Annotated in this window: 26 protein-coding genes; 9 read left to right on the top strand and 17 right to left on the bottom strand. The window is 70.8% G+C overall.

What is annotated here, in order from left to right; genetic code table 11:
- Window positions 1-51: 51 nt before the first annotated feature.
- Both ACH34Q_RS23830 and ACH34Q_RS23825 read right to left on the bottom strand, forming a co-directional pair.
- Window positions 52-1,083, bottom strand: coding sequence for a TY-Chap domain-containing protein (locus ACH34Q_RS23830; RefSeq protein WP_395985247.1), 1,032 nt, complete (start codon window positions 1,081-1,083; stop codon window positions 52-54).
- Window positions 1,084-1,180: 97 nt separating this feature from the next.
- Window positions 1,181-1,792, bottom strand: coding sequence for a TetR family transcriptional regulator (locus ACH34Q_RS23825; RefSeq protein WP_395985246.1), 612 nt, complete (start codon window positions 1,790-1,792; stop codon window positions 1,181-1,183).
- A 205-nt stretch (window positions 1,793-1,997) separates the two neighbouring features.
- On the opposite strand from ACH34Q_RS23825, the gene ACH34Q_RS23820 reads away from it, so the two are divergent.
- From ACH34Q_RS23820 to ACH34Q_RS23810, 3 genes are all read left to right on the top strand, one after another.
- The gene (locus ACH34Q_RS23820; protein WP_395985245.1) at window positions 1,998-3,206 is read left to right on the top strand and encodes a hypothetical protein; all 1,209 of its coding nucleotides are present in this window, start codon (window positions 1,998-2,000) and stop codon (window positions 3,204-3,206) included.
- A 25-nt stretch (window positions 3,207-3,231) separates the two neighbouring features.
- Entirely contained in the window at window positions 3,232-4,362 is a 1,131-nt protein-coding gene (locus ACH34Q_RS23815; protein ID WP_395985244.1) for a hypothetical protein, read from the top strand.
- A 143-nt stretch (window positions 4,363-4,505) separates the two neighbouring features.
- Window positions 4,506-5,138: a uridine kinase gene (locus ACH34Q_RS23810; RefSeq protein WP_395985243.1), complete on the top strand. Its 633-nt coding sequence runs from the start codon at window positions 4,506-4,508 to the stop codon at window positions 5,136-5,138.
- 203 nt (window positions 5,139-5,341) lie between these two features.
- Here the strand turns inward: ACH34Q_RS23810 and ACH34Q_RS23805 are convergent, their stop codons facing one another.
- Together ACH34Q_RS23805 and ACH34Q_RS23800 are read right to left on the bottom strand one after the other, a co-directional pair.
- Window positions 5,342-5,824 (bottom strand): carboxymuconolactone decarboxylase family protein, encoded by a 483-nt coding sequence (locus tag ACH34Q_RS23805; protein WP_395985242.1) that lies wholly within the window; start codon window positions 5,822-5,824, stop codon window positions 5,342-5,344.
- Window positions 5,821-6,900 carry a dihydrodipicolinate reductase gene (locus ACH34Q_RS23800; RefSeq protein WP_395985241.1) on the bottom strand — a complete coding sequence of 360 codons (1,080 nt, stop codon included), beginning with the start codon at window positions 6,898-6,900 and terminating at the stop codon, window positions 5,821-5,823. Before ACH34Q_RS23800 ends, ACH34Q_RS23805 begins: the two co-directional genes overlap by 4 nt.
- Window positions 6,901-7,147: 247 nt before the next feature.
- On the opposite strand from ACH34Q_RS23800, the gene ACH34Q_RS23795 reads away from it, so the two are divergent.
- Window positions 7,148-8,695, top strand: coding sequence for a GMC oxidoreductase (locus tag ACH34Q_RS23795; protein WP_395985240.1), 1,548 nt, complete (start codon window positions 7,148-7,150; stop codon window positions 8,693-8,695).
- Window positions 8,696-8,776: 81 nt separating this feature from the next.
- Here ACH34Q_RS23795 and ACH34Q_RS23790 read toward each other — a convergent pair whose 3' ends face one another.
- A complete protein-coding gene (locus ACH34Q_RS23790) occupies window positions 8,777-9,919 on the bottom strand; it encodes an acyl-CoA dehydrogenase family protein (protein WP_395985239.1) in 1,143 nt (380 codons plus the stop codon).
- A 104-nt stretch (window positions 9,920-10,023) separates the two neighbouring features.
- Between ACH34Q_RS23790 and ACH34Q_RS23785 the strand changes: the two genes are divergently transcribed.
- Window positions 10,024-10,788 (top strand): MerR family transcriptional regulator, encoded by a 765-nt coding sequence (locus ACH34Q_RS23785; RefSeq protein WP_395985238.1) that lies wholly within the window; start codon window positions 10,024-10,026, stop codon window positions 10,786-10,788.
- A 17-nt stretch (window positions 10,789-10,805) separates the two neighbouring features.
- Here the strand turns inward: ACH34Q_RS23785 and ACH34Q_RS23780 are convergent, their stop codons facing one another.
- The 8 genes from ACH34Q_RS23780 to fdxA all read right to left on the bottom strand — a co-directional run bounded on the left by ACH34Q_RS23780 (window position 10,806) and on the right by fdxA (window position 17,670).
- Window positions 10,806-12,563, bottom strand: coding sequence for a polyamine aminopropyltransferase (locus ACH34Q_RS23780; RefSeq protein WP_395985237.1), 1,758 nt, complete (start codon window positions 12,561-12,563; stop codon window positions 10,806-10,808).
- A 35-nt stretch (window positions 12,564-12,598) separates the two neighbouring features.
- On the bottom strand, window positions 12,599-13,027 hold the full coding sequence (locus ACH34Q_RS23775) for a DUF350 domain-containing protein (RefSeq protein WP_395985236.1): 429 nt from the start codon (window positions 13,025-13,027) through the stop codon (window positions 12,599-12,601).
- Window positions 13,024-14,220, bottom strand: a complete 1,197-nt coding sequence (locus tag ACH34Q_RS23770) for a hypothetical protein (RefSeq protein ID WP_395985235.1) — start codon at window positions 14,218-14,220, stop codon at window positions 13,024-13,026. Before ACH34Q_RS23770 ends, ACH34Q_RS23775 begins: the two co-directional genes overlap by 4 nt.
- The gene (locus ACH34Q_RS23765; protein WP_395985234.1) at window positions 14,217-14,645 is read right to left on the bottom strand and encodes a DUF4247 domain-containing protein; all 429 of its coding nucleotides are present in this window, start codon (window positions 14,643-14,645) and stop codon (window positions 14,217-14,219) included. Before ACH34Q_RS23765 ends, ACH34Q_RS23770 begins: the two co-directional genes overlap by 4 nt.
- Window positions 14,642-15,211, bottom strand: a complete 570-nt coding sequence (locus tag ACH34Q_RS23760; protein WP_395985233.1) for a DUF2617 family protein — start codon at window positions 15,209-15,211, stop codon at window positions 14,642-14,644. The genes ACH34Q_RS23765 and ACH34Q_RS23760 overlap by 4 nt, the downstream gene beginning before the upstream one ends.
- Window positions 15,212-15,217: 6 nt before the next feature.
- Entirely contained in the window at window positions 15,218-15,826 is a 609-nt protein-coding gene (locus ACH34Q_RS23755; protein WP_395985381.1) for a DUF4178 domain-containing protein, read from the bottom strand.
- A 249-nt stretch (window positions 15,827-16,075) separates the two neighbouring features.
- Window positions 16,076-17,161, bottom strand: coding sequence for a succinyldiaminopimelate transaminase (gene dapC / locus ACH34Q_RS23750; protein WP_395985232.1), 1,086 nt, complete (start codon window positions 17,159-17,161; stop codon window positions 16,076-16,078).
- Between the two features lie 182 nt (window positions 17,162-17,343).
- Window positions 17,344-17,670, bottom strand: a complete 327-nt coding sequence (gene fdxA, locus ACH34Q_RS23745; protein ID WP_366613636.1) for a ferredoxin — start codon at window positions 17,668-17,670, stop codon at window positions 17,344-17,346.
- A gap of 113 nt (window positions 17,671-17,783) precedes the next feature.
- On the opposite strand from fdxA, the gene ACH34Q_RS23740 reads away from it, so the two are divergent.
- Window positions 17,784-18,041: a hypothetical protein gene (locus ACH34Q_RS23740; protein ID WP_395985231.1), complete on the top strand. Its 258-nt coding sequence runs from the start codon at window positions 17,784-17,786 to the stop codon at window positions 18,039-18,041.
- 12 nt (window positions 18,042-18,053) lie between these two features.
- On the opposite strand, the gene ACH34Q_RS23735 is transcribed toward ACH34Q_RS23740, so the two are convergent.
- Together ACH34Q_RS23735 and ACH34Q_RS23730 are read right to left on the bottom strand one after the other, a co-directional pair.
- On the bottom strand, window positions 18,054-18,704 hold the full coding sequence (locus ACH34Q_RS23735) for a hypothetical protein (protein ID WP_395985230.1): 651 nt from the start codon (window positions 18,702-18,704) through the stop codon (window positions 18,054-18,056).
- 95 nt (window positions 18,705-18,799) lie between these two features.
- Window positions 18,800-19,579 (bottom strand): polysaccharide deacetylase family protein, encoded by a 780-nt coding sequence (locus ACH34Q_RS23730; RefSeq protein WP_395985229.1) that lies wholly within the window; start codon window positions 19,577-19,579, stop codon window positions 18,800-18,802.
- A 62-nt stretch (window positions 19,580-19,641) separates the two neighbouring features.
- Here ACH34Q_RS23730 and ACH34Q_RS23725 point away from each other — a divergent pair, with 62 nt between their 5' ends.
- Window positions 19,642-19,875 (top strand): DUF397 domain-containing protein, encoded by a 234-nt coding sequence (locus ACH34Q_RS23725; RefSeq protein WP_395985228.1) that lies wholly within the window; start codon window positions 19,642-19,644, stop codon window positions 19,873-19,875.
- 171 nt (window positions 19,876-20,046) lie between these two features.
- Here the strand turns inward: ACH34Q_RS23725 and ACH34Q_RS23720 are convergent, their stop codons facing one another.
- Window positions 20,047-20,967: an enoyl-CoA hydratase-related protein gene (locus tag ACH34Q_RS23720; protein WP_395985227.1), complete on the bottom strand. Its 921-nt coding sequence runs from the start codon at window positions 20,965-20,967 to the stop codon at window positions 20,047-20,049.
- Window positions 20,968-21,113: 146 nt separating this feature from the next.
- Window positions 21,114-21,470 carry a hypothetical protein gene (locus tag ACH34Q_RS23715; protein ID WP_395985226.1) on the bottom strand — a complete coding sequence of 119 codons (357 nt, stop codon included), beginning with the start codon at window positions 21,468-21,470 and terminating at the stop codon, window positions 21,114-21,116.
- A gap of 175 nt (window positions 21,471-21,645) precedes the next feature.
- Here ACH34Q_RS23715 and ACH34Q_RS23710 point away from each other — a divergent pair, with 175 nt between their 5' ends.
- On the top strand, window positions 21,646-22,452 hold the full coding sequence (locus ACH34Q_RS23710) for a class I SAM-dependent methyltransferase (protein ID WP_395985225.1): 807 nt from the start codon (window positions 21,646-21,648) through the stop codon (window positions 22,450-22,452).
- Window positions 22,453-22,745: 293 nt separating this feature from the next.
- Entirely contained in the window at window positions 22,746-23,426 is a 681-nt protein-coding gene (locus tag ACH34Q_RS23705) for a hypothetical protein (protein WP_395985224.1), read from the top strand.
- Window positions 23,427-23,517: the final 91 nt, after the last annotated feature.

Here is a 23,517-nt window from a genome sequence, read left to right as displayed (position 1 = left end):
GGTCCACCGCAGGGACTGTCCGGTGACATCGGTCCACGACGGTCCCTGACTTCAGATGCGGCCCCCGTGGCGGTTGGGGAGCCCGATCCCGAACAGGTCCACGTTCGGGGAGATCAGCTCGTACCAGAGATCTTCGTAGGCGACGCCGTAGGCCTGCAGCGCGCCGACCAGCATGCGCGCCGCGGTCGTGGCCTCCTGCGGGCCGAGCACCCTGAAGTCGCGGACCACCATCCCCTCGATGTCGGATGGGTCCGAGGGCCGCCAGCCCAGTTCGGCCATCGGCTCGGACCAGGCGTGGCCGAGATCGTCGGGGACGCGCGCCTGGATTTGCAGCGTCCAGTCGGCGAGGGTGGTCCACTGCACGAATCGGTAATTTTCCGGGGTACGCACGACCACGGTGAAATGACCGGGACCGTCCAAAAGGGCGAAGTCCTGGACGACCGATCGCAGCGTGGTCGCCAGCCGTTCCTCGAATTGGGACCAGTCGTCGGCCCAGTAGCCGCCTGGGGTCCAATCCGCGCCAGGGCCGGCCACCTGCCAGTAGCCGAGTTGCTCGAGCCCGTGTTCGGGCTCGGCCCATTTCGCCGAGGTGTACTCATCCTTCTCCACGGCCTCGGTGGGGACGACCCTCAAGGACGTGTAGCCGCTGGCATGTTCGAGTTCCAGCAGCTGCGCCGGATGGTGCCAGCGCAGCAGCGGCCCGGGTCCCCGCGTGATCATCGGCGGGCCGAGGGTGTCTTCGAGGGCCGAGCGCAGCCGGAGGAAGAGGTCCGTACCCTCCCCCACCGGTACGGAGATCTCGGAGCCGGTCTCGGAGCCGTGCCGGGCCACCTCCCCGAGACCGGTGCCGAGGCCGGTGTCGTACTCCTCGTGGGACTCCCCGTGGCAGCCCTGGCGGTAGTCCTCGTAGTTCCACATCCGGGGGTACTTGAGCTCGCGTCGCGGTTCCTCAGCGGAGGGCTGCGGAGGTCGCCAGTCGAGGTGCGTGAGGGCCCGGTCGAACGCGGCATCGTCCCACCCGGTCATGTCGAGCGTGGCGAAGCGGCGAACGAGTTCGCGGAGCTGATCGTCGGCAGGAGACATACCGGATGATCTTAGAAGGGTTCGGCGGCAACGGCCGCTGGAAGCCGACTTCTCTCGCTACACAGCCCGCCAGGCCGCCCGCTCGCACTCCGGCCGATCATGGTCCGTGGCCGTCCGGGCGGACCACCAGGCGGGTCAGTGCGCCGAGGTCGCGGGCGACCTCGGCGGGGCCGTGCAGCGGTGCGACCACGTGGCTGACCGTCGCCCGCATCAGCGTCTCCAGCAGCACGTCCCGGACGGGGTGCGGGACGTCCGGCCACGTCGCGTCCGCGTAGGCGCGGAACGCTGCGATCACCTCCGTGAGCAGCGGTACGCCGCCTCGGGTGGCGAGGGCGACCAGCTGGTCGTCGGGGTACCTGCCGGCGCCGAGGACGGTCTTCAGCAGCGTCCGCCGGCCGGCCTCGGTGAGGACGAAGAGCACCGCGGCCTCCACCGCCGCGGGCAGGTCGCCGAGGTGCCGGTCCATGCGCTCCTGGACGCCGCCGACGAGGACGTCCACCTCGCGTTCGATGAGGGCCCTGCCCAGCCCGATCTTGGAGCCGAACTCGTTGTAGGCGGTCTGGCGGCTGGTCCCGGCGGCCCGGGCGATCTGCGCGAGCCGCAGCGACTCCCAGTCGCCGTCCTCCACCATCGCGTACGCGGCGTCGAGGAGCCGCTCGCGCGCGGTGCCCGGTCGGCACCCTGGACGGTCATGCCCTTGCCGCGCCACGCCGCGCTCCCTGGAGTCGTCGGGCGGCGGACAGAACGTCCTCGGGCCGCCCGCCAGATGGTGCGTGAGGTGGCGATCTTACGCGGGTCCGCCCGTCCCGATTGACACATTGCGCCATTCCGCCCAGCGTGCGGCGCGGCCCGGCCGGTGAAGTTGTCACCACCCGCACAAGAGTTCCCGTACGCCCTGCCGAAGAGTGCGTGAGGTGAAGATCGCCCAGATTTCGCCGCTGCGCCGCGCCGCCCCGGCCGCCGTCGCCGTACTGACCGCCGCCACCCTGACCGTCGCCGCCCCAGCGGCGCGAGCCGACTCCGCGTGGACCGTCGGGTCGAGCCCGTTCACCCTCGGGACCAGTGCCCTGTACGGGGTGTCGGCCGCCGCCCCGGACGCCGTGACCATCGGCGGCTACCAGTGGGCCAGCAGCCGGAGAGGGATCTTCTGCGGTGTCATCGGCGGCCCGTGCAGCCCGACCGTCCATCAGAACCCCGTCCTGCAGGAACGGAACGGCGGCGGCTGGTCGATGACCAGCACACCCGGGCTGCCCGGGAAGGGGCAGATCCAGTTCGTGGACGCGGTGTCGGCGACCGACGTGTGGGCCGCCGGCAGCCGCGACACCGCGAACGGCAAGGGCTCCGGCACGCCCTACGTCGCCCGCTCCGGCGCTCAGGGCTGGCAGGAGGTCGCGGTGCCGCCCGGCCTGCGCGTCCTGGAGTCGTTCGACGGCGACGCGGCCGGAGCCTGGCTCGGGGGCGAGGCCGCGCTGCACGGCGGCACGTCCGTCTACCGGTGGGCGGACGGGACGTGGACACCGCACGCGCTGGACGCGGTGATCCAGGGCGTCAGGCAGCGCGCCGCGGACGATGTGTGGGCCGTCGGCCGCGTGCCCAAGGGCGGTGGCGCGCCCGAACGCGGCTACGCGGCCCGCTTCGACGGCACGACCTGGCACACCATGACCCCGCCGCAGGTGCAGGGCAAGGGCGGCCGCCTCGTCGCCGTTCTCCCGCTCGCCGCCGACGACGTCTGGATCACCGGCTACGTCTTCGAGAACGGCGTCCGCAAGGACGCGTCGTACCACTGGAACGGGTCCGAGTGGCGGGAGGACGTCCTTCCCGGCGGCGCCCGGTTCGGCGGCGGCATCCACCACATCTCCAGCGCGAACGCCAACTACTACTTGTACTACCCCGACGGCCTCGTCGACGACGGGGCGGGCGGGCTCTGGGCCGTTCCCAGCCTGCCCGTGACGCGCGGCGAGCCGCAGATCCTGCGCTACACCAGCGGCTCCTGGCGGTTGGAGCAGACGGCCACGGGTGTGCAGGGCGAGATCCGCGGGATCGCCCGCGTGCCCGGCACGTCCACCCTGTGGGCCGTCGGCCAGCGGGACGGCAAGGACCCGCTAGTTCTCACGAACGGCTGACCGGCAGATGAAGACGATCCATGCGGTGCGAGAGCGCCGGAACGTACCGGCCATGCTCGCCGCCCTGTCCATCGGAGCATCGCTGGCCGTCGTCGCCGGTCCGGCGCCCGCCGCCGGTGCCGACACCGGCTGGACGGTCAAGCCCGTCCCGTTCACCTTCGGCTCGAGCGACCTGCAGACGGTCACGGCGGCCGGCCCGGACGCGGTGCTCGCCGGCGGCGCCCAGGCGAAATGGAGGCAGGAACCCTGGTGCGGCCTGGGAATCTGCCAGTCGACCGACCACCACAACCCCGTCCTGCAGAAGTGGAACGGGAGCGGCTGGTCCTGGATCAGCACGCCCGGCATGACGGGGAAGGGGCAGATCCACCACGTCGACGCGGTGACGGCGGCGAACGTGTGGGCGGGCGGAGGCTATGACAATGGCCTCCCCTACTTCGCCCGCCTCGACGCGGGGGTCTGGCAGAACGTCGCGCCGCCGGCCCAACTCGGCACCGTCCGTACGCTCGACGCGGACGCGGCGGGCGCCTGGGCCGCCGGGGAGCCGAGATCGGTGTCCGGCGGCCCGTCGTTGTTCCGATGGGTGGACGGGACCTGGACGCCCCAGGACCTGGGCTCCGCGTCGATCAACACCGTCCGGCAGCGCGTCGCGGGCGACGTGTGGGCCGTGGGCGAGACCGGCGCCAACGAGGGCTACGCGGCCCGCTACGACGGAACCTCCTGGAGCACGGTCACGCCTCCTCAGATGGCGAGAGGCGAGCTCCACTCCGTCCTTCCGCTGGCCGACGACGACGTGTGGGTCACCGGTTCCGTCTGGAGGAACGGCGTCGACCTGGCCGTCTCCTACCACTGGGACGGCTCCACCTGGCGCGAGGACGCGCTGCCCGCCGGCACGTCGTTCGGCGAGCGGACCGGGGCGGCGGCCATCACCGACGACGGGGCGGGCGGCGTCTGGGCGGTCGCGCACTACTCGGACAAGGTGGACGGCGGGCCGGGAATCCTGCACTACACGGGAGGTGCCTGGCGGCTGGAGGCCACCGCGCCGGGCTCGTCCAGCATCCTCGGCCTGGCGCGCGTACCTGGGACCTCGACCCTGTGGGCCGTCGGAGCCGTCGGTGCCGGGATCAATACGGAGATCCTCATCCTGACCAAGGGCTGACCCGGCAGAAGCCGAACACCACGATCCTTCACCGTGCCGCCCCCTTCCGTTGACTCGTGGCGTGTTCGCCTTTATCCATCTCGTTCCAGGCGAACACGCCACGAGTCAACCGGGCCGGGCTCAGCGGCGGGCAGGATGGTGGGGTGCGTGTACGGCCGATCTCCCCTGGACTGCTCGTTGAGGAACTGAGCGAGCGTCTGGCTTCGATGTCGCCGGGCGAGTGGGTCCGGGTGGCCGTTGATGGGGCTGAGGTGGCGGCGCCCGGTGAGCTGGCGGATGCGCTGGTGGGGCCGCTTCGGGCTCGCGGGCGTGAGGTCGTACGGGTCGCGGCGCGTGACTTCCTGCGGCCGGCGTCGTTGCGGTACGAGTTCGGACGGCGCGATGCCGATGCCTTCTACGACGATCGGCTCGACGTGGGCGGCCTGCTCCGGGAGGTCCTCGTCCCACTGGACCCCGGCGGTACGGGCAAGGTGCTGCCGAGTCTGTGGGACGAGGCCTCCGATCGGGCCACGCGCGCAAGATACGTGGACGTCCCGCCCGGCGCGGTTCTGCTGCTGGACGGGACGCTCATGCTCGGCCGCTGGCTACCGTTCGAGCTGACCGTCCACCTGCATGTGTCGGCGGCGGCCCTCGCGCGCCGGACGCCCGCCGAAGACGCCTGGACGCTGCCCGCGTACGAGCGCTACGAGGCGGAGGCGGACCCGCGGCGCACGGCGGACGTCGTGGTCAAGATGGACGACCCGCGCCACCCGGCCGTGATCGACGACCCTGGCTGAATCGACGATCCCGGCTGAACGGCGCCAGTGCTCACTGCGCCAGCGCTCACTGCGCCAGCGCTCACGGCGTCAGCGCTCACGGCGTCAGCGCTCACGGCGTCAGCGCTCACGGCGTCAGCGCTCACGGCGTCAGCGCTCACGGCGTCAGCGCTCACGGCGTCAGCGCTCACGGCGTCAGCGCTTACTGCGTCGGCGCTTACCGCTCAGCGCTTGCTGGGGAGCATGCACATGGTGTCCAGGCCCAGGACGCGGTTGAGGCGGCCGAAGGCGAGCCAGGAGCCGATGCTCATGCTCAGTTCCACGACCTCCTGCTGGCTGTAGTGGGCGGCCATCCGGGCCCAGAACTCGTCGTCCAGGTTGTGGTGGTCCAGGGCGTAGCGTTCGGCGTATTCGGCGGCCAGGCGGGTGCGGTCGTCGAAGGCGTCGGTGGTACGCCAGTCGGTCACGGCGTCGGCGAACTCGGCCTCGACCGTCTCGCCGTCCCGGTCGGTGCGCCAGTCGAGGCAGAAGACGCAGCCGTTGATCTGCGCGATCCGCAGCCGCGCGGCCTCGAACTCGCGGAGGCCGAGGGTCGTGTGGGCGTACACCGCCAGGGACAGGCCGGCGGCGGCGGGGCCGATGCCGGGGACCATCTCCCCCCACACGTACTCGATGGCGTCCTTGCCCTCGGGGATGTCGATGTTCACGAACGCTTCCTTCCGAGCTTGCCGATCGCGGGGCGGATCGGGACGTCGAGCGCGTCGTAGAGGCCGGGGTCGGCCTCCACGAGCCAGTCGATGGCGCCGACCAGCCGGCCGACGGCGGTGGCGTTCCCGCCGGCGGAACGGTTGCCGCCCTCGTCGGAGGCCTCGACCGAGACCTCGATCCGGGGCCGGCCCTCGATGATCACCCGGTGCGCGCCGACGCCGTCGGGCGGCGTGGGCCAGTCCGGCGCGCAGGACGGGTGGATGCGGGTGACGTGCTCGATGACGATGCGGGCCTCGCCGTCGACGATGCCCTGGACCTCGAAGCGGACGGCGCCCTGGGTGCCCTTCTCGAAGTCGCCCATGGTCGTGGTGGTGACGGTCTCCTCGAGCGGGCGGCGGTCCAGGGTCTCGCGGACCTCGTCCAGCTCGACGCCGAGGGCGCGCGCCATGAGCCGTACCTGGCCGCCCCACACCATGGTCGGTACGGTCGCCGCGAGCATCGGCGGCTCGTAGTCCATCGGTTGGCCCATGCCGACCAGGTACCGGACCGAGTCGGGCTGGTCGTAGGTGGAGTAGTCGAAGATCTCCTGGCAGCGCACCACGTCCACGGTGCTGCCGAGCCCGCTGACCAGCAGCGGCAGGACGTCGTTGCCCCAGCCGGGGTCGACGCCGGAGACGAACAGTGAGCCGCCGCCGTCCTTGATGGCGTCCAGGACGGTCTCCCGCATCTCGGGCGGGGCGTTGACCGGGTCGTACAGCGCGTAGAGGGCCGGGGTGACGACGACGGCGCCGGCCCGGATCGCGCGGGCGATGTCGGCGAGGGCGTCGTCGGGACGGATGTCGCCGGACGCCGCGTACACGACGGCCTGGGGCGCGGCGGCCAGCACCGCGTCGATATCGGCGGTCGCCTCGATCCCCAGCTCGCGGTCGAGGCCGCCGAGGTCGCCGGCGTCGCGGCCGACCTTCTCGGGGTTGTGGACGATGACGGCGGTCAGTTCCAGCGCCGGATGGGCGTCGACGGCGCGGATGGCCAGGCGACCGACGTTGCCGGTGCCCCAGACGATCGTGGAGATCATGTGCTGGAGGCTAACAACGGGCCGGACTTTTGGGAAGCAAGCATTTGGTTGCGCGCTGTGACCTGCCCCTTCGAGTTCTGTGATCAGACAAAAGTTACTTATCGGTAAATAGTGACTGGACCCCGTGAGGCCATGTAGAACTCGTTCCAATTCCACCTGGAGTGAGGAAGGTCACATGAGTGATCGCGCCATGCCTACAGGCATCTCGCGTCGTGGATTCATGGCTGGAACAGGTTCTATCCTCGGATTGGGGATCGTCGGCGCGGGTGGTGCCACCGCGGCCCGCGCGGCCGCGCCGATCGGGGACGGGGAGCGCGTCCCGGTCCTGGTGATCGGCACCGGTTACGGCGGCTCGGTCGCCGCCCTCCGGCTCGCCCAGGCGGGCGTGAACGTGCACATGGTCGAGATGGGCATGTCCTGGGACACCCCCGGCTCGGACGGCAACATCTTCGCCAACACCACCACGCCGGACGACCGATCCTTCTGGCTCCGCACCCGGACCGTGCAGCCGGTCAGCAACTTCCTCGGCTTCCCGATCGACAAGAACGTCAACCGCTACACCGGGATCCTGGACGCCGAGGACTTCAGCGGCATCAGGGTCTACCAGGGCCGCGGCGTCGGCGGCGGCTCGCTGGTCAACGGCGGCATGGCGGTCACTCCCGAACGGGACAGGTTCGGTTACGTCCTGCCCTCGGTGAACGCCGACGAGATGTACAACGTCTACTACCCGCGCGCCAACGCCGGGCTCGGCGTGAACCACGTCGACCCGGCCTGGTTCGACAGCGCCGAGTGCTACAAGTACGCCAGGGTCGGCCGCAAGCAGGCGCAGCGTTCCGGCTTCCCGTTCGTCCTCGTGCCGAACGTGTACGACTTCGACTACATGGAGCGGGAACAGGCCGGGACCGCCACCAAGTCGGCGCTGCGCGGCGAGGTCATCTACGGCAACAACCACGGCAAGAAGTCACTGCAGCAGACCTACCTCGCCCGGGCCAAGGCCACCGGCAAGGTCACCATCTCGCCGCTGCACAAGGTCACCTCGGTGCGTTCCGCGTCCGGCGGCGGCTACACGGTCGCCATCGAGCAGCTCAACACCACCGGCGGCGTGACGGCCACCAAGACGGTGACCGCCGACCGGGTGTTCTTCGCGGCCGGCAGCGTCGGCACCAGCAAGCTGCTCGTCCAGCTGAAGGCCACCGGCGCGCTGCCGAACCTGAACGCCGAGGTCGGCAAGGGCTGGGGCGACAACGGCAACGTCATGTGCGGCCGCGCCAACCACATGTGGGACCCGACCGGAAGCGTCCAGTCGTCCATCCCCACCGGCGGCATCGACAACTGGAACGCCGGCGGCGCGTTCGCCGAGGTGGCACCGCTGCCCACCGGGATCGAGACCTACGCCTCGCTCTACCTGTCGATCACCAGGAACCCGAACCGCGCCCAGTTCACCTGGAACGCGGCAACGGGCAAGGCCGACCTGAACTGGCAGGCCTCCTGGAAGCAGCCGTCCGTCGACATGGCCAAGACGATCTTCGACAAGATCAACCGCAAGGAGGGGACGATCTACCGGACCGACCTCTTCGGTACCTACAAGATCTGGGGCGACCACCTCACGTACCACCCCCTCGGTGGAGCGGTCCTGAACAAGGCCACCGACAACCACGGCCGCCTGCACGGCCACCCGGGCCTGTACGTCATCGACGGCTCGCTGATCCCGGGCAACACCACCGTCAACCCGTTCGTGACGATCACCGCGCTCGCCGAGCGCAACATCGAGAAGATCATCGCCACCGACCTCTGATCACGCGTTGACTCGTGGCGTGTTCGCCCGCGCACGCCTCCAGCGAGGCGAACACGCCACGAGTCAACCGAGAGGGCGGGGTCAGACGCCGAGGGAGCGGCCGATGATCTCCTTCATGATCTCGGTCGTGCCGCCGAAGATGGTCTGGATCCGGACGTCCTGGTACGCCTTGGCGATCGGGTACTCGGTCATGTAGCCGTAGCCGCCGTGCAGCTGGACGCAGCGGTCGACGACGCGCTTGAGCAGTTCGGTGTTCCAGTACTTGAGCATCGCCGCCTCTTCGGGGGTCAGCTCGCCCTTGCCCTCCTTGACGATGCACGCGTCGGTGAACGAGCGGGTCACCGTGAGCTCGGTCTTCATCTCGGCGAGCGTGAAGCGGTTGTGCTGGAACTTGCCGATCGGGCGGCCGAACGCCTCGCGGGTCTTGCAGTACTCCAGGGTCTGCTCGAACGCGGATTCGGCGGCGGCCTGGGCGGTGGCGCCGATGGACAGGCGCTCGCGGGCGAGGTTCTGCATCAGGTAGATGAAGCCCATGCCCTCCTCGCCGAGCAGGTTGGCCTTGGGGACCCGGACGTTGTCGAAGAACAGCTCGGCGGTGTCCTGGGCGTGCATGCCGACCTTGTCGAGGTTGCGGCCGCGCTCGAAGCCGGCCATGCCGCGCTCGACGGCCAGCAGGCTGACGCCCCGGGCGCCGGCGGCCGGGTCGGTCTTGGCGACCACGATCACCAGGTCGGCGAGGATGCCGTTGGAGATGAAGGTCTTGGAGCCGCTGAGGACGTAGTCGTCGCCGTCCTTGGGCGCGGTGGCCTTGATGCCCTGCAGGTCCGAGCCCGCCGCGGGCTCGGTCATCGCGATACCGGTGATGATCTCGCCGGAGCAGTAGCCCGGGAACCAGCGGGCCTTCTGCTCGTCGTTGCACAGCTGGCGCAGGTAGCCGCCGTTGATGTCGTTGTGCACCGAGAACCCGGGGCCGTGCACACCGGCCTTGGCGAACTCCTCGTTCATGATCACGTAGTAGCGGTAGTCGGCGTTGCCCCCGCCCCCGTACTCCTCGGGCATGTCGATGCCCAGCAGGCCCTGCCGGCCGGCGGCCAGCCACACCTCGCGGGAGACGACGCCGTCCCTCTCCCACTGCTCGTGGTGCGGCGCGATCTCCTTCTCGATGAAGGACCGGACCATGTCCCGGAACGCCTCGTGCTCCGCCGTGAAGATCTCGCGTGCCATCCGCCGGCTCCCTGGTGCTCTCTCGTCAGTGGGTACTGCTCGTAAGTGTGTACTGATACACAAACAATGTAACACTGGGACTGTCACATAGCGGGAGGGGCCGCATGCCCGAGGAGACGGCAGCCGAGGAGATGACGGTCGACGAGCTGGCCGCCCGCACCGGCTTCACGGTGCGTACGGTGCGGTTCTACGCCGGCCGCGGCCTGCTGCCCCCGCCGCGGCTCAGGGGCCGTACGGGCCTGTACGGGGCGGACCACCTGGCGCGGCTGGAGCTCGTCCGGGAACTGCAGGCGCTCGGCCTCACGCTCGCGGCGATCGAGAAGCATCTGGACCGGATCCCCGCCGACGCCCCGCCCGAGGACCTGGCGCTGCAACGCGCGCTGCTGTCCCCCTGGGCACCCGAGCAGGCCGAGGAGCTGGACGGGCCCGAGCTGGACCGGCGGGCGGGCCGCCATCTGGACGACGACGCGGTCGCGAAGCTGGAGGCGCTCGGCGTGGTCGAGCGGACCCCGTCCGGAAGCGTCCGGGTGATCAGTCCCGCGCTGCTCGGGATGGGCGCCGAGCTGTCGGCGATGCCGCTGGACACGCTGATCGCCGCGCACGCGACCGTCGAGCGGCACACCACCGAGCTGGCCGCCGAGCTGCAGGCGGTCTTCCAGGACACCGTCGTCCAGCCCTACCGCCAGCGCGGCCGGCCGCCCGAGGAACGGGAACGGCTGCTGGAGCTGGCCACCAAGCTCAAGCCGCTGATGATCCAGTCACTGGTCGGCTCGTTCCAGCGCGCCGTCGACCGGGCGATCAGACGCTCCGTACCGCGCGACCAGGCGGGGCCGTACCTGGCGCCCAGGCGTCCGGGACCTGACGACTAGGCGTCCGGAACTGGCGACTAGGAGTTCTTCCATTCGTCGCCCTCGTACTCGACGAGGCGCGGATTCATGAGCGTGTTCACCTCGACGTCGCGCCGGCGCAGGTCCTTGCCGAAGACGGCGGCCGATCGGAGCACGTCGGCGTCCAGGAAGCGCAGCCCGCCGGGGAGGTCGGACGGCAGTTCCAGCTTCGGCGGCTCGCTGGTGGGCGTGGCCAGCACATAGCCCCAGTCGCCGAAGCTGGGCACGTCCACGTGGTACGGAACGGTCGCCCACCCCGCCTCGCCGATGGTCTTCCCGATGCACCAGAACGAGTTGGGGGCGAAGTAGGGCGAGCCCGACTGGACGACCATCCGGCCGCCCGGGTTGAGCGCCCGCTTGACCAGGCCGTAGAACTCCACCGAGTACAGCTTGGCGGTGGCGACGTCGTCCGGATCCGGCATGTCCACGACGATCGAGTCGAAGCTCCGGTCCACGGAACGGAGCCAGGAGAACGCGTCGGCCGTGACCGTACGGACCCGGGGGTCGTCGAAGGCGTGCCCGTTGAGGGCGGCGATCTCCTTGTGGGTACGGGCCAGCTTGACCATCTCGGGATCCAGCTCGACCAGCGTCACGCTCCGTACGTCCGGATAGCGCAGCACCTCGCGCAGCGCCAGCCCGTCCCCGCCGCCGAGGATCAGCACGTCGCGGCGCTTCCCGGCCATCGCGGGATGCACCAGGGCCTCGTGGTAGCGGTACTCGTCGACCGACGAGAACTGCAGGTCGCCGTTCAGGAACAGCCTCAGGTCGGGACGGCCGGACAGCGCGACCTTCCGGGTCAGCACGATCTCCTGGTACGGGGTCTGCCGGGTCAGCGCGATCGGGTCCCGGTAGAGGACCTGGCGTGCCGACATCTCGAAGCCGTCGGCCAGCGCGTACGTCGTTCCGAGGACGGCCAGCACGGCCGCCATACCCGCCCACAGCCCGACCCTGACACCGCGGCCGACGTCCTGCCGGAACAGCCACAGCACCACCGCGATGCCGGCCACCGCGTTCACCGCGCCGACCAGCAGCGCGCCCTTGATGTGCCCGAACAGCGGCAGCAGGAAGAACGGGAACGCCAGCCCGCCGAGCAGCGCGCCCACGTAGTCGGCGGCGAACAGGTCGGCGACCGCGCTGCCCGCGTCCTGCCGGCGGATCCGCTGCAGCAGCGTCATCAGCAGCGGGATCTCCGCGCCGATCAGCGCGCCGACCCCGAACGCGATCACCACCAGGGCGGGCACGTACAGGTCCAGCCAGGCGAACGCCGCGTACAGGATCAGCACCGACAGCCCGCCGAGCAGCGCCAGCGCGCCCTCCACGATCGCGAAAGCGGCGACCGGACGGCTCTGCAGCGGCTTGGCGGCCAGCGAGCCGACGCCCATCGCGAAGACCATCACCGACAGCACGATCGACGCCTGCGTGACCGAGTTGCCCATCAGGTAGCTGCCGAGCGCCACCAGTGCCAGCTCGTACACCAGGCCGCAGGCGGCGCAGGTGAACACCGCCGCGAGCACCAGGGTGCGCGCGGCCCTGGCCGGCAGCCGCAGCGCCACCGGCCGGGCCTCGGTTCCAGCCTCAGCCTCGGTCTCCTCCGGCGCGCCGGACGCGGCCTCCTCCTCGGGCTCGGCCACAGCCGTGCCCGCCTTCTGCCGCGTGCCGGCGCCTTCCTGCTTGCCGACGTCCACCTGCTTGCCGGTGTTCTCCTGCTTGCCGACGTCTCTCTGCGTGCCTGTGCTGTGCTGCGGGTTCTCTGACATAGGGACCTCCCCCCGGTACGGTCCCGAGGCGTCGCTCAGGAAATGGCCGCGGCCACGATCGCCGCCGTGGCGAGGTCGGAGGCGGCCACCACCCAGCAGGCCGGGTGCAGGTCGCGCGGGTCGACCACGGTGGCACCGAGCTTGCCGGGCGTCAGCAGGTCGAGCGCGTAGAACGCGATGGTCATCAGGATGATCCCCAGCAGCCCGTAGACGGCGGTGCTGAGGATGCCCTCGGCCAGCCGGTCCTCGCTGCTGGCGATGGCGGTGGTGACGATGGCGCCGACACCGAGCAGCTTGGCCGCCAGAACGAGGGCGGCGCCCCGGTTGCGGTCGGTCCAGATCTGGTGCCCGAGATGGCCCGGCGTGGTCACCTCGACCACCAGGTAGCCCAGGGCCATCAGGGCGATGCCGACCGCGCCGTACGCGAGCGCGGCACCGCTCTCCTGGAGGATGTCGTTGATCATGAGCTGGTGCCTCTCCGGTTCCGTACGGCGGCGACGATGATCAGGACCATCCCGCCCGCGATCAGCGCGATCCCGATTCCTACGAAGACATTGCGTGCGGTGAAGTCCGACTGGGCGATCTTGTCGCCGGGCGGGGGCGCCGACTGGTCGGCGGGGGCCGGCACCGGCGGGGCGAGATCGTTCATGGAGACCACCATCGGCATCACGCCGATCTGGTCCGCGAGCCGGGCGATCCCGTTGTCCCCGTTGATGTCGTCGGGGTCGTCGAAGCCGTCCTGGCCGAGCAGTTGCTCGAGGTCGTAGGACGAGACGTCCTCCAGCTCACCGAGATTCGACTTGATCTCGGTCGACCCGGAGGACCACTCCTGGTACTGCGACGAGTACAGGTAGTCGGCCTCCAGCACGACCCACTTCGCGCAGTCGGCGGGCCGCTGGCGCGGGTCGACGCCCACCCCGAGATTGGACCCGTACTCGACGCCGCGATCCGTCAGCTTCTCCAGGTCCTCGTCGATCACGGACCGCTCGTACGCCGACAGCATGTCGGAGGGAACGGGCACCGGCGAGGTCCGGGGGCTCCGTGGCACGGCCTGGCGGGTGGTCCCGGGCGTGGCCGGTGCCGTACCGCGTGCCCGCGGTGCCGTCGTACGCGGCGTGGGTACCGTGGCGCGCGGCGTGGGTGCCGTGGCGCGCGGCGTGGGCCGTGCCCCGGACGGGGTCGTGGGACGGGCCGTGGCCGGAGGCGTGGGACGCGCCGTGGGCTTCGGCGCCTCGGGACGGAACGTACCGCTGTACGAGGGCGTCACCTTGGGGATGTGCTTGGTGCGGCCCGAGTCGATGACCCAGCCGTAGCAGACGCCCTGTGCCTTGGTGGCGGCGGAGAGCCGCTCGACCAGCTTGCCCGCGTCCTTGGGACCGAAGACCGGCGCGGTCTCCATCGCCTTGTCGTTGCGATCGAAGACGCCCGAGTCGTACATGCCCCAGAGGACAGGACCGACGACCACCACCATGATGATCGCGACGAGGCAGCCGCCGCCGGTCAGGTTGGCCTTCCTCTTCTCCGCGGCGACCCGCTCGGCCTGCGTCTGCCCCTGCTTCTTCTTGTTCTTGTTCTTGTTCTTCTGCTGGTTCTGGTTCTTCTTGGGCTGGTTCTGGTTCTGGTTCTTTTTCGGCTGGTCGCCGCCGCCTGAGGTCACTTGCCCTCCCCAGGCCCGCCACCGCGGAAGGACGAGGCGCGCCCGCCGGCACCGCCCCAGTTGCCGCCGACGTAGGTGTGGTAGCGGGCGTACCCGCGCTCAGGGGTGTCGAGGGTGATCCGCGAGCCGCTGCCGTCCGGCAGGATCCCGACGACCGCGTTGTGGTAGCGCAGGAAGACTCCCGACGGCGTGTAGACGCGTTCCTTCGTCTTGTACTTGTCGGTGATGTCCTCGGACAGTTCGAGCGGTGCCTTCGTCGACGTGTACGTCCCGGCCGACACCTTCTTGTAGCTCTTGGTGATGTGGTCGCGCGGCGACACCTTGCCGCCGAACATCGCGAGCAGCAGGACGACCGCACCGAGCGAGGCCATCAGCCCGGCTCCGATCAGCGGCCCCTTCATGCTGCCGCGGCGAGGAGCGCTCATCGCTCGCTCACCAGCCGGCTCCGCGTCATGACGATCTCCCGGGTCTGGGGGTAGGCGTGCCAGGTCCGCCAGCCGGTCCGGCCGGCGGGCGGGGTCGAGGGGGACGGGTCCGCGAACACGAGCGGCTCCGCCGACAGGGCGAGGGCGGTGACGGCGTACGGCGAGCCGGGGAACGTTCCCGTCAGCGCGTCCTCGCGCCCGTCCAGCCGTACGAGCAGGTCCCGCACGGCACGGCCGAACGCCGCGTCGTCGTCATGGGTCACCGTGGTCGCGGTGAAGTCGTACGCCCAGCCGCCCTGGCTGGCGCGCATCCGGCCGGGCAGCGGTTCGGGGTCGCCGGGCAGGCAGGCGACCGTTTCGCTGAACGCCGCCTCGTTCGGGCCGCGCGCACCGTCCGCCGCCACGAGGACCTGGTGGGACGCGCCGAGCAGGCGCAACTCCACCGCCGGGCCGCCGGGGATCTGGACGGACAGTACGGCCAGCGCCTCCAGGGGAGCCAGGCCGAGCGCGAACGACAGGGCGTCGGCGCGCGTGTCGGCATAGGGGGTATCGACCGAGGTGAGCAAGGGAGGTCAGCTTCCGGGGTAGATCGTCAGGGTGCCGGTCGGCACGCGCTCGCCGGTACCGGCCTCCCACGCACCGCCGCCGAACCGCTCGAACGACAGGTAGCGGCCGCCGGGCGCCTCGTAGTCGACGTACTCGACCCGGCCCTTGTCGCCCACTCCCGTGGTGCCCTCACCGGTGTAGTCGGCGGTACCGTGCTCGTCGCGCCGGTACTCGACACCGTCCAGGACGAGGGTCTTGCGATCCGGTACGAGGTCGCCGACCTCCTGCTCGGTCCACCAGACGACCTCCAGGTCGGGGTCCTCCTCGACGGAGATCCAGACCTTGGCGCCCTCGATGGTGTCCGCGTCGAGCAGGTGCTCGCTCCAGGTGAAGCCGCCCTCGCGCAACCGCAGCGAGCCGCGGACGAAGTAGCGGACACCGAGGTACTCGACCATGTCACCGGCCTTGAGCGTCCGCGGATCCCCGGCCACCTGGTCCTCGGCGGCGAACGGATCGCGCGGCACGGGCGCCGGGGCGGCGCTCCCTGGCGCGGAGGCGGGCGAACGGCGGCGCAGCATCAGCACGATGATCACGATCAGAGCGCACAGGATGAGCGCCAGCAGGACGGCAATCATTCGCCCGTCCACGGGCACCTCCATCAAAACAACGGCAAACCGGGCAACGCGCGGGATCCTACAGACAACCGCACAGAATGACTATCGGTACCTCGGACGTCACTCCCTCCGCGCGGGTTCCCGCCGGCCGGCGATCGCTCCCGGCCCGCATCCGGATCCAACCGGATCCAACCGGATCCAACCGGATCCAGGAGCGACTCAGGCGGACTCGGGCGGCTCCGGGCGACACAGAGGCGGATTTGAGGCGGATCAGAGGCGCGCGGCGCCCGCGTCGACTCGCTCGTCGGTGACGGTGAGGGCGATCCGGACATGCCGGCCGCCCGCCGGGCCGTAGAAGTCGCCGGGGCCGACGATGATGCCGAGGTCGGCGAGGTGGCCGACGGTGTCCCAGCACGGCTCGTCCCGCGTCGCCCACAGGTACAGGCCGGCCTCGGAGTGGTCGATCCGGAAGCCGTGCCGCTCGAACGCGGGACGCAGGATCTCGCGGCGCCGGGCGTACCGGGCGCGCTGCTCGTCCACGTGCGCGTCGTCCTCGAACGCCACCGTCATCGCGGCCTGCACCGGCGCCGGCACGATCATCCCGGCGTGCTTACGCACCTCCAGCAGCCGCTTGACCAGCACCGGGTCGCCGGTCACGATGCCGGCCCGGTAGCCGGCCAGGTTGGAGCGCTTGGACAGCGAGTTCACCGCCAGCAGGCCCTCGTGCGAGCCGCCGCACACGTCGGGGTGCAGCACCGAGACCGGCGGGCGCTCGGCGTCCCAGCCGAACTCCAGGTAGCACTCGTCGCTGATCACGATCGTGCCGCGCTCGCGCGCCCAGGAGACGACCTTGCGCAGGTGCTCGGCGGGCAGCACCTTGCCGGTCGGGTTGGACGGCGAGTTCAGCCAGAAGATCTTCGGCACGGCGGGGCCGAGGGAGAGCAGGGAGTCGGCGGCCATCGGGACGGCTCCCGCGAGCCGCGCGCCGACGTCGTACGTCGGGTACGCGAGCTGGGGGAAGACCACCCGGTCGCCTTGGCCGGCGCCCAGCAGGGTCGGCAGCCAGGCCACCAGTTCCTTGCTGCCGATGACCGGCAGTACCGCGGCCGGATCGGCACCGGACACGCCGAGGCGCCGGCGGAGCCAGCCCGCCACCGCCTCACGCAGCCGGGGCGTCCCGTACGTCGTCGGGTAGCCGGGCGCGTCGGAGGCCGCCGCCAGCGCGGCCCGGATGGGCTCGGGGGTCGGGTCGACGGGCGTGCCGACCGACAGGTCGACCACGCCGCCGGGGTGCCGGGCGGCGCGCTCCCGGTACGGCTCGAGCCGATCCCACGGGAAATCCGGCAGCGTCAGCACCCTGGCCCCTCCTTCACACGATCGTCAACAGGTGCACGATCCTCAACAGTGCACTGTCTTCTCACCGGACACTCTTCTCACCAGGGCAACAGCCTTCTGCAACCCGCAGGGCCGTGGTCTCCGACGTGAGGAGACCACGGCCCCGAGGGCAGGCAACCCTGGTGTCCGGGAACGCCCCGGTCCTACTCGTCGTGCTCCTGGGGAGGCAGTGCGGCGACGATCGGGTGGTCCTTGTCGATCTTCCCAACCTTGGAGGCACCGCCCGGAGAGCCGAGGTCGTCGAAGAACTCCACGTTGACCTTGTAGAAGTCCTTCCACTGCTCGGGGACGTCGTCCTCGTAGTAGATGGCCTCAACCGGGCAAACCGGCTCGCACGCACCACAGTCGACGCACTCGTCCGGGTGGATGTAGAGCTGGCGCTTCCCCTCGTAGATGCAGTCGACCGGGCATTCCTCAATGCATGCCTTGTCGAGCAGGTCCACGCAGGGCTGCGCGATGACGTAGGTCACGTCAGTGACTCCTCTCGGGTTACCGGCCCCGCCGCACGTCACGGCTCACCGCACGCTCGCTGTGAATAGTATTGCCACCACGGCTCAGACGATTCGACACGGGGGGTACTCACATGTCCGGCCACTTCGCCGCGCGGCTGGTCGTGTCCATCACTCCGGCCGACGTAGGTCAGCGGATCTCGCTGCGCCGCCGTCTGCCTACGGGAGAGTACAGCGACGTGGTGGGCGTGCTCGAATCGTGGTCCGGCAAACTGCTCCAGGTCCGCCGCCGTACCGGCGAGATGGTCGAGGTCCCCGAGGACATCGTGGTGGCCGCCAAGGTCGTACCGCCGCAGCCGCCACCCCGCCGCCGCCCCCGCGGCCAGGACTGACTCACCTCGGCGTCAGCCCGTTCCCAGCCACGGTGACCAGACCGCCAGCAGCAGCGGACCGGCCGCCAGGAGCGCCAGCAGGGACGTACGGGAGCGCGGGCGCCACGAGGACCGCGCGTTCAGGTCCGGCGGCGCGTGCCGGTACGTCGCGGCCAGGGTCTGGAGCGTCCCCATCCGCTCCCCGAAGTCCTCGTCGCGCGCGGCCTTGCCCTGGACGGGAGCCGCGAGCGTGACCGGACGTCCCTCCCGCAGGCGCACCCGTACGGACCGTCCGGCGAGCGTCGTCCGGACCTCGAACCCCGCCATCTCGTGCCAGGCGACCCTGCGCGTTCTCCCGAACCGCGTGTTCTGAACGCCGTCGGGTCCCACCCGCGTGACACCGCGCCGGTCGATGACCACGAGCCCGACCGCCACCGCGGGGGCGAAGAGCACCACGGAGTAGCCCAGGCCGTACAGGAGCGGGCCCGCAGGCCCCTCCGCGAGGATCAGCCAGCTCAGGGCCGCCCCGGCGAGCCCGAGGCCGCAGAGAGCCGCCAGCGTCCAGCGGCCCGCGGGAGCCGGCCGGAACTCGACCGTCCCACCCTGCTCGGAAACGAGACCGTGCTCGGCCTCTGAACCGTGCTCGGGCTCAAGGTCCGGCTCGGGTGACGAAGGGGATTCCACGCATACCTCCGTGCGAGGCGAAGAAATCGTCGGTTCCTTCGACGCCCGCCGGCCGGCCCGTGTTCGCCTTCACCTGCCGTCCTCACCCGTCGCCGTCACCAAAGGTGCGTGTACTTGGCCCCCGGCTTGAGCCGCTTGGACTGGAACAGCTCCGACACCGTCACGAGCGTGAAGCCCCGCTTCTCGAGCCCCGACACGATCTCCGGTACGGCCGTCACGGTCGGCTTGTGGATGTCATGGAAGAGCACGACGCCGCCCTTCTCGGGCTCGTTCACCCCGGCCCGGACGTTCCGGCGCTCATTGCGGTGCAGCCAGTCCAGACTGTCCACGCTCCACATGATCTGCGGCATCCCCACGGCCTTCCCCACCTGGGCATCGGTCGCCCCGTACGGAGGCCGGAACATCGTGGGCGCGACCCCGGACGCCGCCTTGATGGCCTGCTGCGTACGGTCCACCTGCGAACGCACGCCGCCGGAAGACAGGCCGGTCAGATCCTCGTGGGACCACGTGTGATTGGCGACCTCGTGGCCCTCCATGACCATCCGCCGTACGAGGTCCTTATGCATGCCGACGTTCTGGCCGAGCATGAAGAACGTGGCGCGCGCGCCCGCCTTGCGCAGGTCGTCCATCACCTGCCCGGTGTACTCGCCCGGACCGTCATCGAACGTGAGCGCCAGGCATTTGACCTGCACGCAGTCGATCCGTCTCGCCGGCGGCGGCGTCGGAGACGGCGAGGACGCCCCCTTCTTCAGCGCGACCTGATGCCGCGCCGCTCCGGCCTGGCGGCTGTCCCCGGTTCCCTGCCCCGTACACCCGACGCATCCGGCGGCCAGCAGTCCCGCCGCCAGCGGAATGGTGAAATTCCGACTCCGCACCACGCACCCCCGAAACGTGTCGCTTCGGGCGCTACATACCCTCCGTCACTCTGGCCATACACATGGTGATCTGCAGGAGCCTGCGGCATGTCACCCTCCATGCCTGCCTGTGGGGCATTTGCACCGAGGTCGCCGAGGTCGGCCGGCAGGTCGCCGTTCGCGACTCCAAGCTGCCGGACGGGCCGGCCCTGATGCTCACCCGGATACCGGTCTCCCCCTGCGTTGACTCGTGGCGTGTTCGCCTCTTCTCGATCCGGGAAGGACGAACACGCCACGAGTCAACGGGAGGGGTCTAGGGCCTGTCTCAAGGTGGCCTCAGCCACCGCGCGAGCGCGTTACCTGGCCGGTGGGGCGATGCCGGAGGCGAGCCTCACCGGGCAGATCGCGAAGCGATGCCGCGCTCGCACAAGGCACGGTCAGGTGCGAGCCGCCAGGCGAGTACCTGGGCCGGGACTTTGAAACACTGTCTAGCGGACGGGCCAGTCGGGGACTTCGGCGGGGAGGTCCTTGCTGACCTTCATGGGGAAGACGGCCTCGCGCTTCTCCAGGAACGAGGTGACGCCCTCGTTGGCGTCCGGGGCCCCGCCCATGGCCGCCATCAGGCGCGAGTCGGCGATGTGGGCGTCCCACGGGGACGGGGCCGACAGGCCGGACCAGATCAGGCGGCGGATCGCGGCGACCGAGACGGCCGAGGTGTTGTCGGCGATCTCACGGGCCAGCGCGTACGCGGCGGGCAGCAGCTCGTCCGGGGCGTACACGCGCGACACCAGGCCGCCGTTCAGGGCCTCCTCGGCACCGAAGACGCGGCCGGTGGCGGCCCACTCCATCGCCTGCGCGACCCCGACCAGCCGCGGCAGGAACCAGCTCGACGCCGCCTCGGTGACGATCCCGCGCCGCGCGAACACGAACCCGAACTTGGCCTTCTCGCTGGCCAGCCGGATGTCCATCGGCAACGTCATCGTCACGCCGACACCGACGGCCGCGCCGTTGAAGGCACCGATGACCGGCTTCAGGCAGCGCGCGATGCGCAGCGCGACCGTACCGCCGCCGTCGCGCGGGGTGCCGTCCTCCAGGACGTCGTCCTCCCCGGCGAACATGTCCTTCGACTGCTCCTTGTCGAAGGTGGCGCCGCCCCCGCCCAGGTCGGCGCCGGCGCAGAAGGCCCGGCCGGCCCCGGTGACCACCACGACGCGTACGTCGTCGTCAGCGTCGATCCTGTCGAAGACGTCGAGCATCTCCCCACGCATCACCCACGTGTACGCGTTCATCCGCTCCGGCCGGTTCAGGGTGATCGTCGCGATCCCGTCCTGAACCTCGTACCGGATCTCGCTGTACGGCTCGGTGTTCGACCCTGCCCCGGTGTTCGACCCTGCCTCGGTATTCGGCACTGCGGCCCCTTCTCGCGCCTGACGGGTCACCGCCCGCCCGGTCACCGGTGTGACCAGAACAGGATTCTAGGAACGCCGCCCGCCCGGACCGCACCCGCCCTGGTACCCGCCGGTCGCCCGCCCGTCCGGAGACGTCCCGAGGCCGTTCAGGAGTGTGCGGACGGGAACAGCGCGAGCAGGACGTCGCGCCGCCAGTCGCCCGCCGGTCCGGTGAAGCCGGCGGGCGGAACCGGTACGAGGTCGCCCTCATTGGTCACCAGGCCGACCGTGACCTCGGGAGCCAGGTCGAGCTCGGCCGGGATCGCGCCGTCCAGGGCCGCCAGCCGCTGGGCCAGGACGGCCACCACCCGCGCCCAGCCCTGGCCGAGATAGGGCGCCAGCCCCGACACCCGCAGCTCCGGCCTCCCGCGCGCCGCCAGGCCGAGCGTGCGCAGTTCCAGCCCGTCCGCGAGCTCCGCGCCGATGATCCGTATCTCGGCGCCCGTGCCGCCGCGCTCACCCATGCCCCGACCGTACGGGGCACCGCCCGGCGAGAGGGTCGGCCGGGCCGCCCGGACACGGGCTCGGGGCGTGCGGAAATCCGGAAACCCGGTCACTAGCGGTGAACCTGGTCACCTTACGCGGTCCGGCATCGGCAACGCCGCTACATCTTCATGACCGATCAGATAAATTACGACGGTGAATTGGGCCGTCGCGACGTACGACTCCGCTTTCGGGTACGTCTCCGCACATGGCGCGCCCCTGGTGGATCTGCTCGACCCGCAACCCGGGGAGCGGATCATCGACCTCGGGTGCGGTACCGGCACGTTCGCGGCGGAGATCGCCGAGCGCGGCGCCGAGGTGCTGGGCATCGACGGTTCGGCGGAGATGGTCGCCCAGGCGAGCCGGCTGTACCCCGGGCTGTCGTTCACGGTCGGGGACGCCCACGACTTCACCATCACCGAGCCGTTCGACGCGGTGGCCTCCAACGCCGCGCTGCACTGGATGACCCGTGACCCGGACGCGGTGATCACGCAGGTGCACCAGGCGCTGCGGCCCGGCGGCCGGTTCGTCGGCGAGCTGGGCGGCGCCGGCAACTGCGCCGAGCTGATCGTGGCGATGCAGACCGCGTGGCGGGTGTTCGGGCTCGGCGAACCCGAGCTGCCCTGGTACTTCCCGACCCCCGCCGAGTACGCCAAGCGGCTGGAGGACGGCGGGTTCACGCTCCGGCTGCTCGAACACGCCGAGCGCCCGTCCCGGATGACCGAGGGCCCGAACGGCGCCGCCGACTGGGTCCGCGTCTACGCGCCGCGCGCGCTCGCCGACGTGCCGCCGGAGATGGCCGACGCGCTGCTCGGCCGGATCAACGACCTGGCCGCCCCCGCGCTGCGCCGCGAGTCGGGCTGGGTCGCCGACTACGTGCGGCTGCGCTTCGCCGCCGTCCGCAAGCCCGACGGCGCCGCCCCGATGCCCGAGGGGCCCCCGTTCTCCGGCCCCGGCATCTGAGTCCGGCAGTGTTCCAAAGTTCCCGGCCCACGGTGCCTTGGGCGAGTGCGGCATCGCTTCGCGATCTGCCCGATGACGCTCGCCTCCGGCATCGCCCCACCGGCCAGGTAACGCGCTCGCGCGGTGGCTGACACGGGTCTCTGGTGCCCGGTTTTCCGCCGTCCGTTCTGAACCGTTCGGAACGCGGTCAGTGCCCGTTCCGGCTCCGTTCAGGGTCCGTTCTCTCCTGCGGATCGGGGAACGGGGCCGGGTCGTCGTGGGTTTCCGGGCGGACTCGACCGTAGGGTTGGGTCATGCTGCGCCTGCACGACCATCGCACCGGACAGGTCCAAGAGATCCCGCCTTACGCGCTGAGCGTGCACGTCCATACCGGGAGTGAACGCGCGCTGGTGACCGCCGATCTGCTCCGCCGGGTGGCCGAGCGTGCCCGGCGCCGCGCCATCCTGACCCGTTCCGAACAGGTACGGCCGCACGTCGAATTCGGTGAGCTCAGCCTGCCCGAGGTGGAGGTCGCGGATCCGGAGACGCTCCCGGACGACGCGGTCTGGGTGGGCTCCGAGGCCGTGCTCGGCCACCGCTGCCTCACCGTCCCGCCGGAACGGTACGAGTGGGCCAAGCTGGTGGAGAGCGCGAGCGTGGACCCGCTGTGCGTACGGCTGGCCATCCTCCGCGAGCGCTACAGCGAACCCGACATGATGGACGGCGATCTCGTCGTCGTCGCGGGCCGCGACCTGGCGCACTGGCGCGAGGCCGTGGCCGAGTGGGCCACCCAGCCGGGCCGCCCCATGGACCGGGCGTACGCGGCGGAGGCCGAAGCGGCCCTCTGGGACGATCTGGACAGCCCCACCGCCCTGTCCGTTCTCGACCAGCTCATCGCCGACCCGGGGGTCGAGCCCGGGGCCAAGCTGGAGACGGCCATCCATCTCGACCTGGTCCTCGGCCTGGACCTGGTCGCCGACATCGGCCGCGCCTGACCTCCAGGCCCGCCCCTAGCGCCTCTGAGCCCCCGAGCCCGCCTCGCGCCTCCGAGCCCATCCCTCGCGCCTCAGTCGTCGCGTACGCGTC

The organism is Actinomadura sp. 9N407 (genome assembly GCF_044326315.1).
In the GTDB taxonomy this organism is placed as follows: Bacteria; Actinomycetota; Actinomycetes; order Streptosporangiales; family Streptosporangiaceae; genus Spirillospora.
The sequence above is the reverse complement of the archived record's forward strand: the minus strand, read 5'-3'. Positions and strand labels throughout refer to the sequence as shown.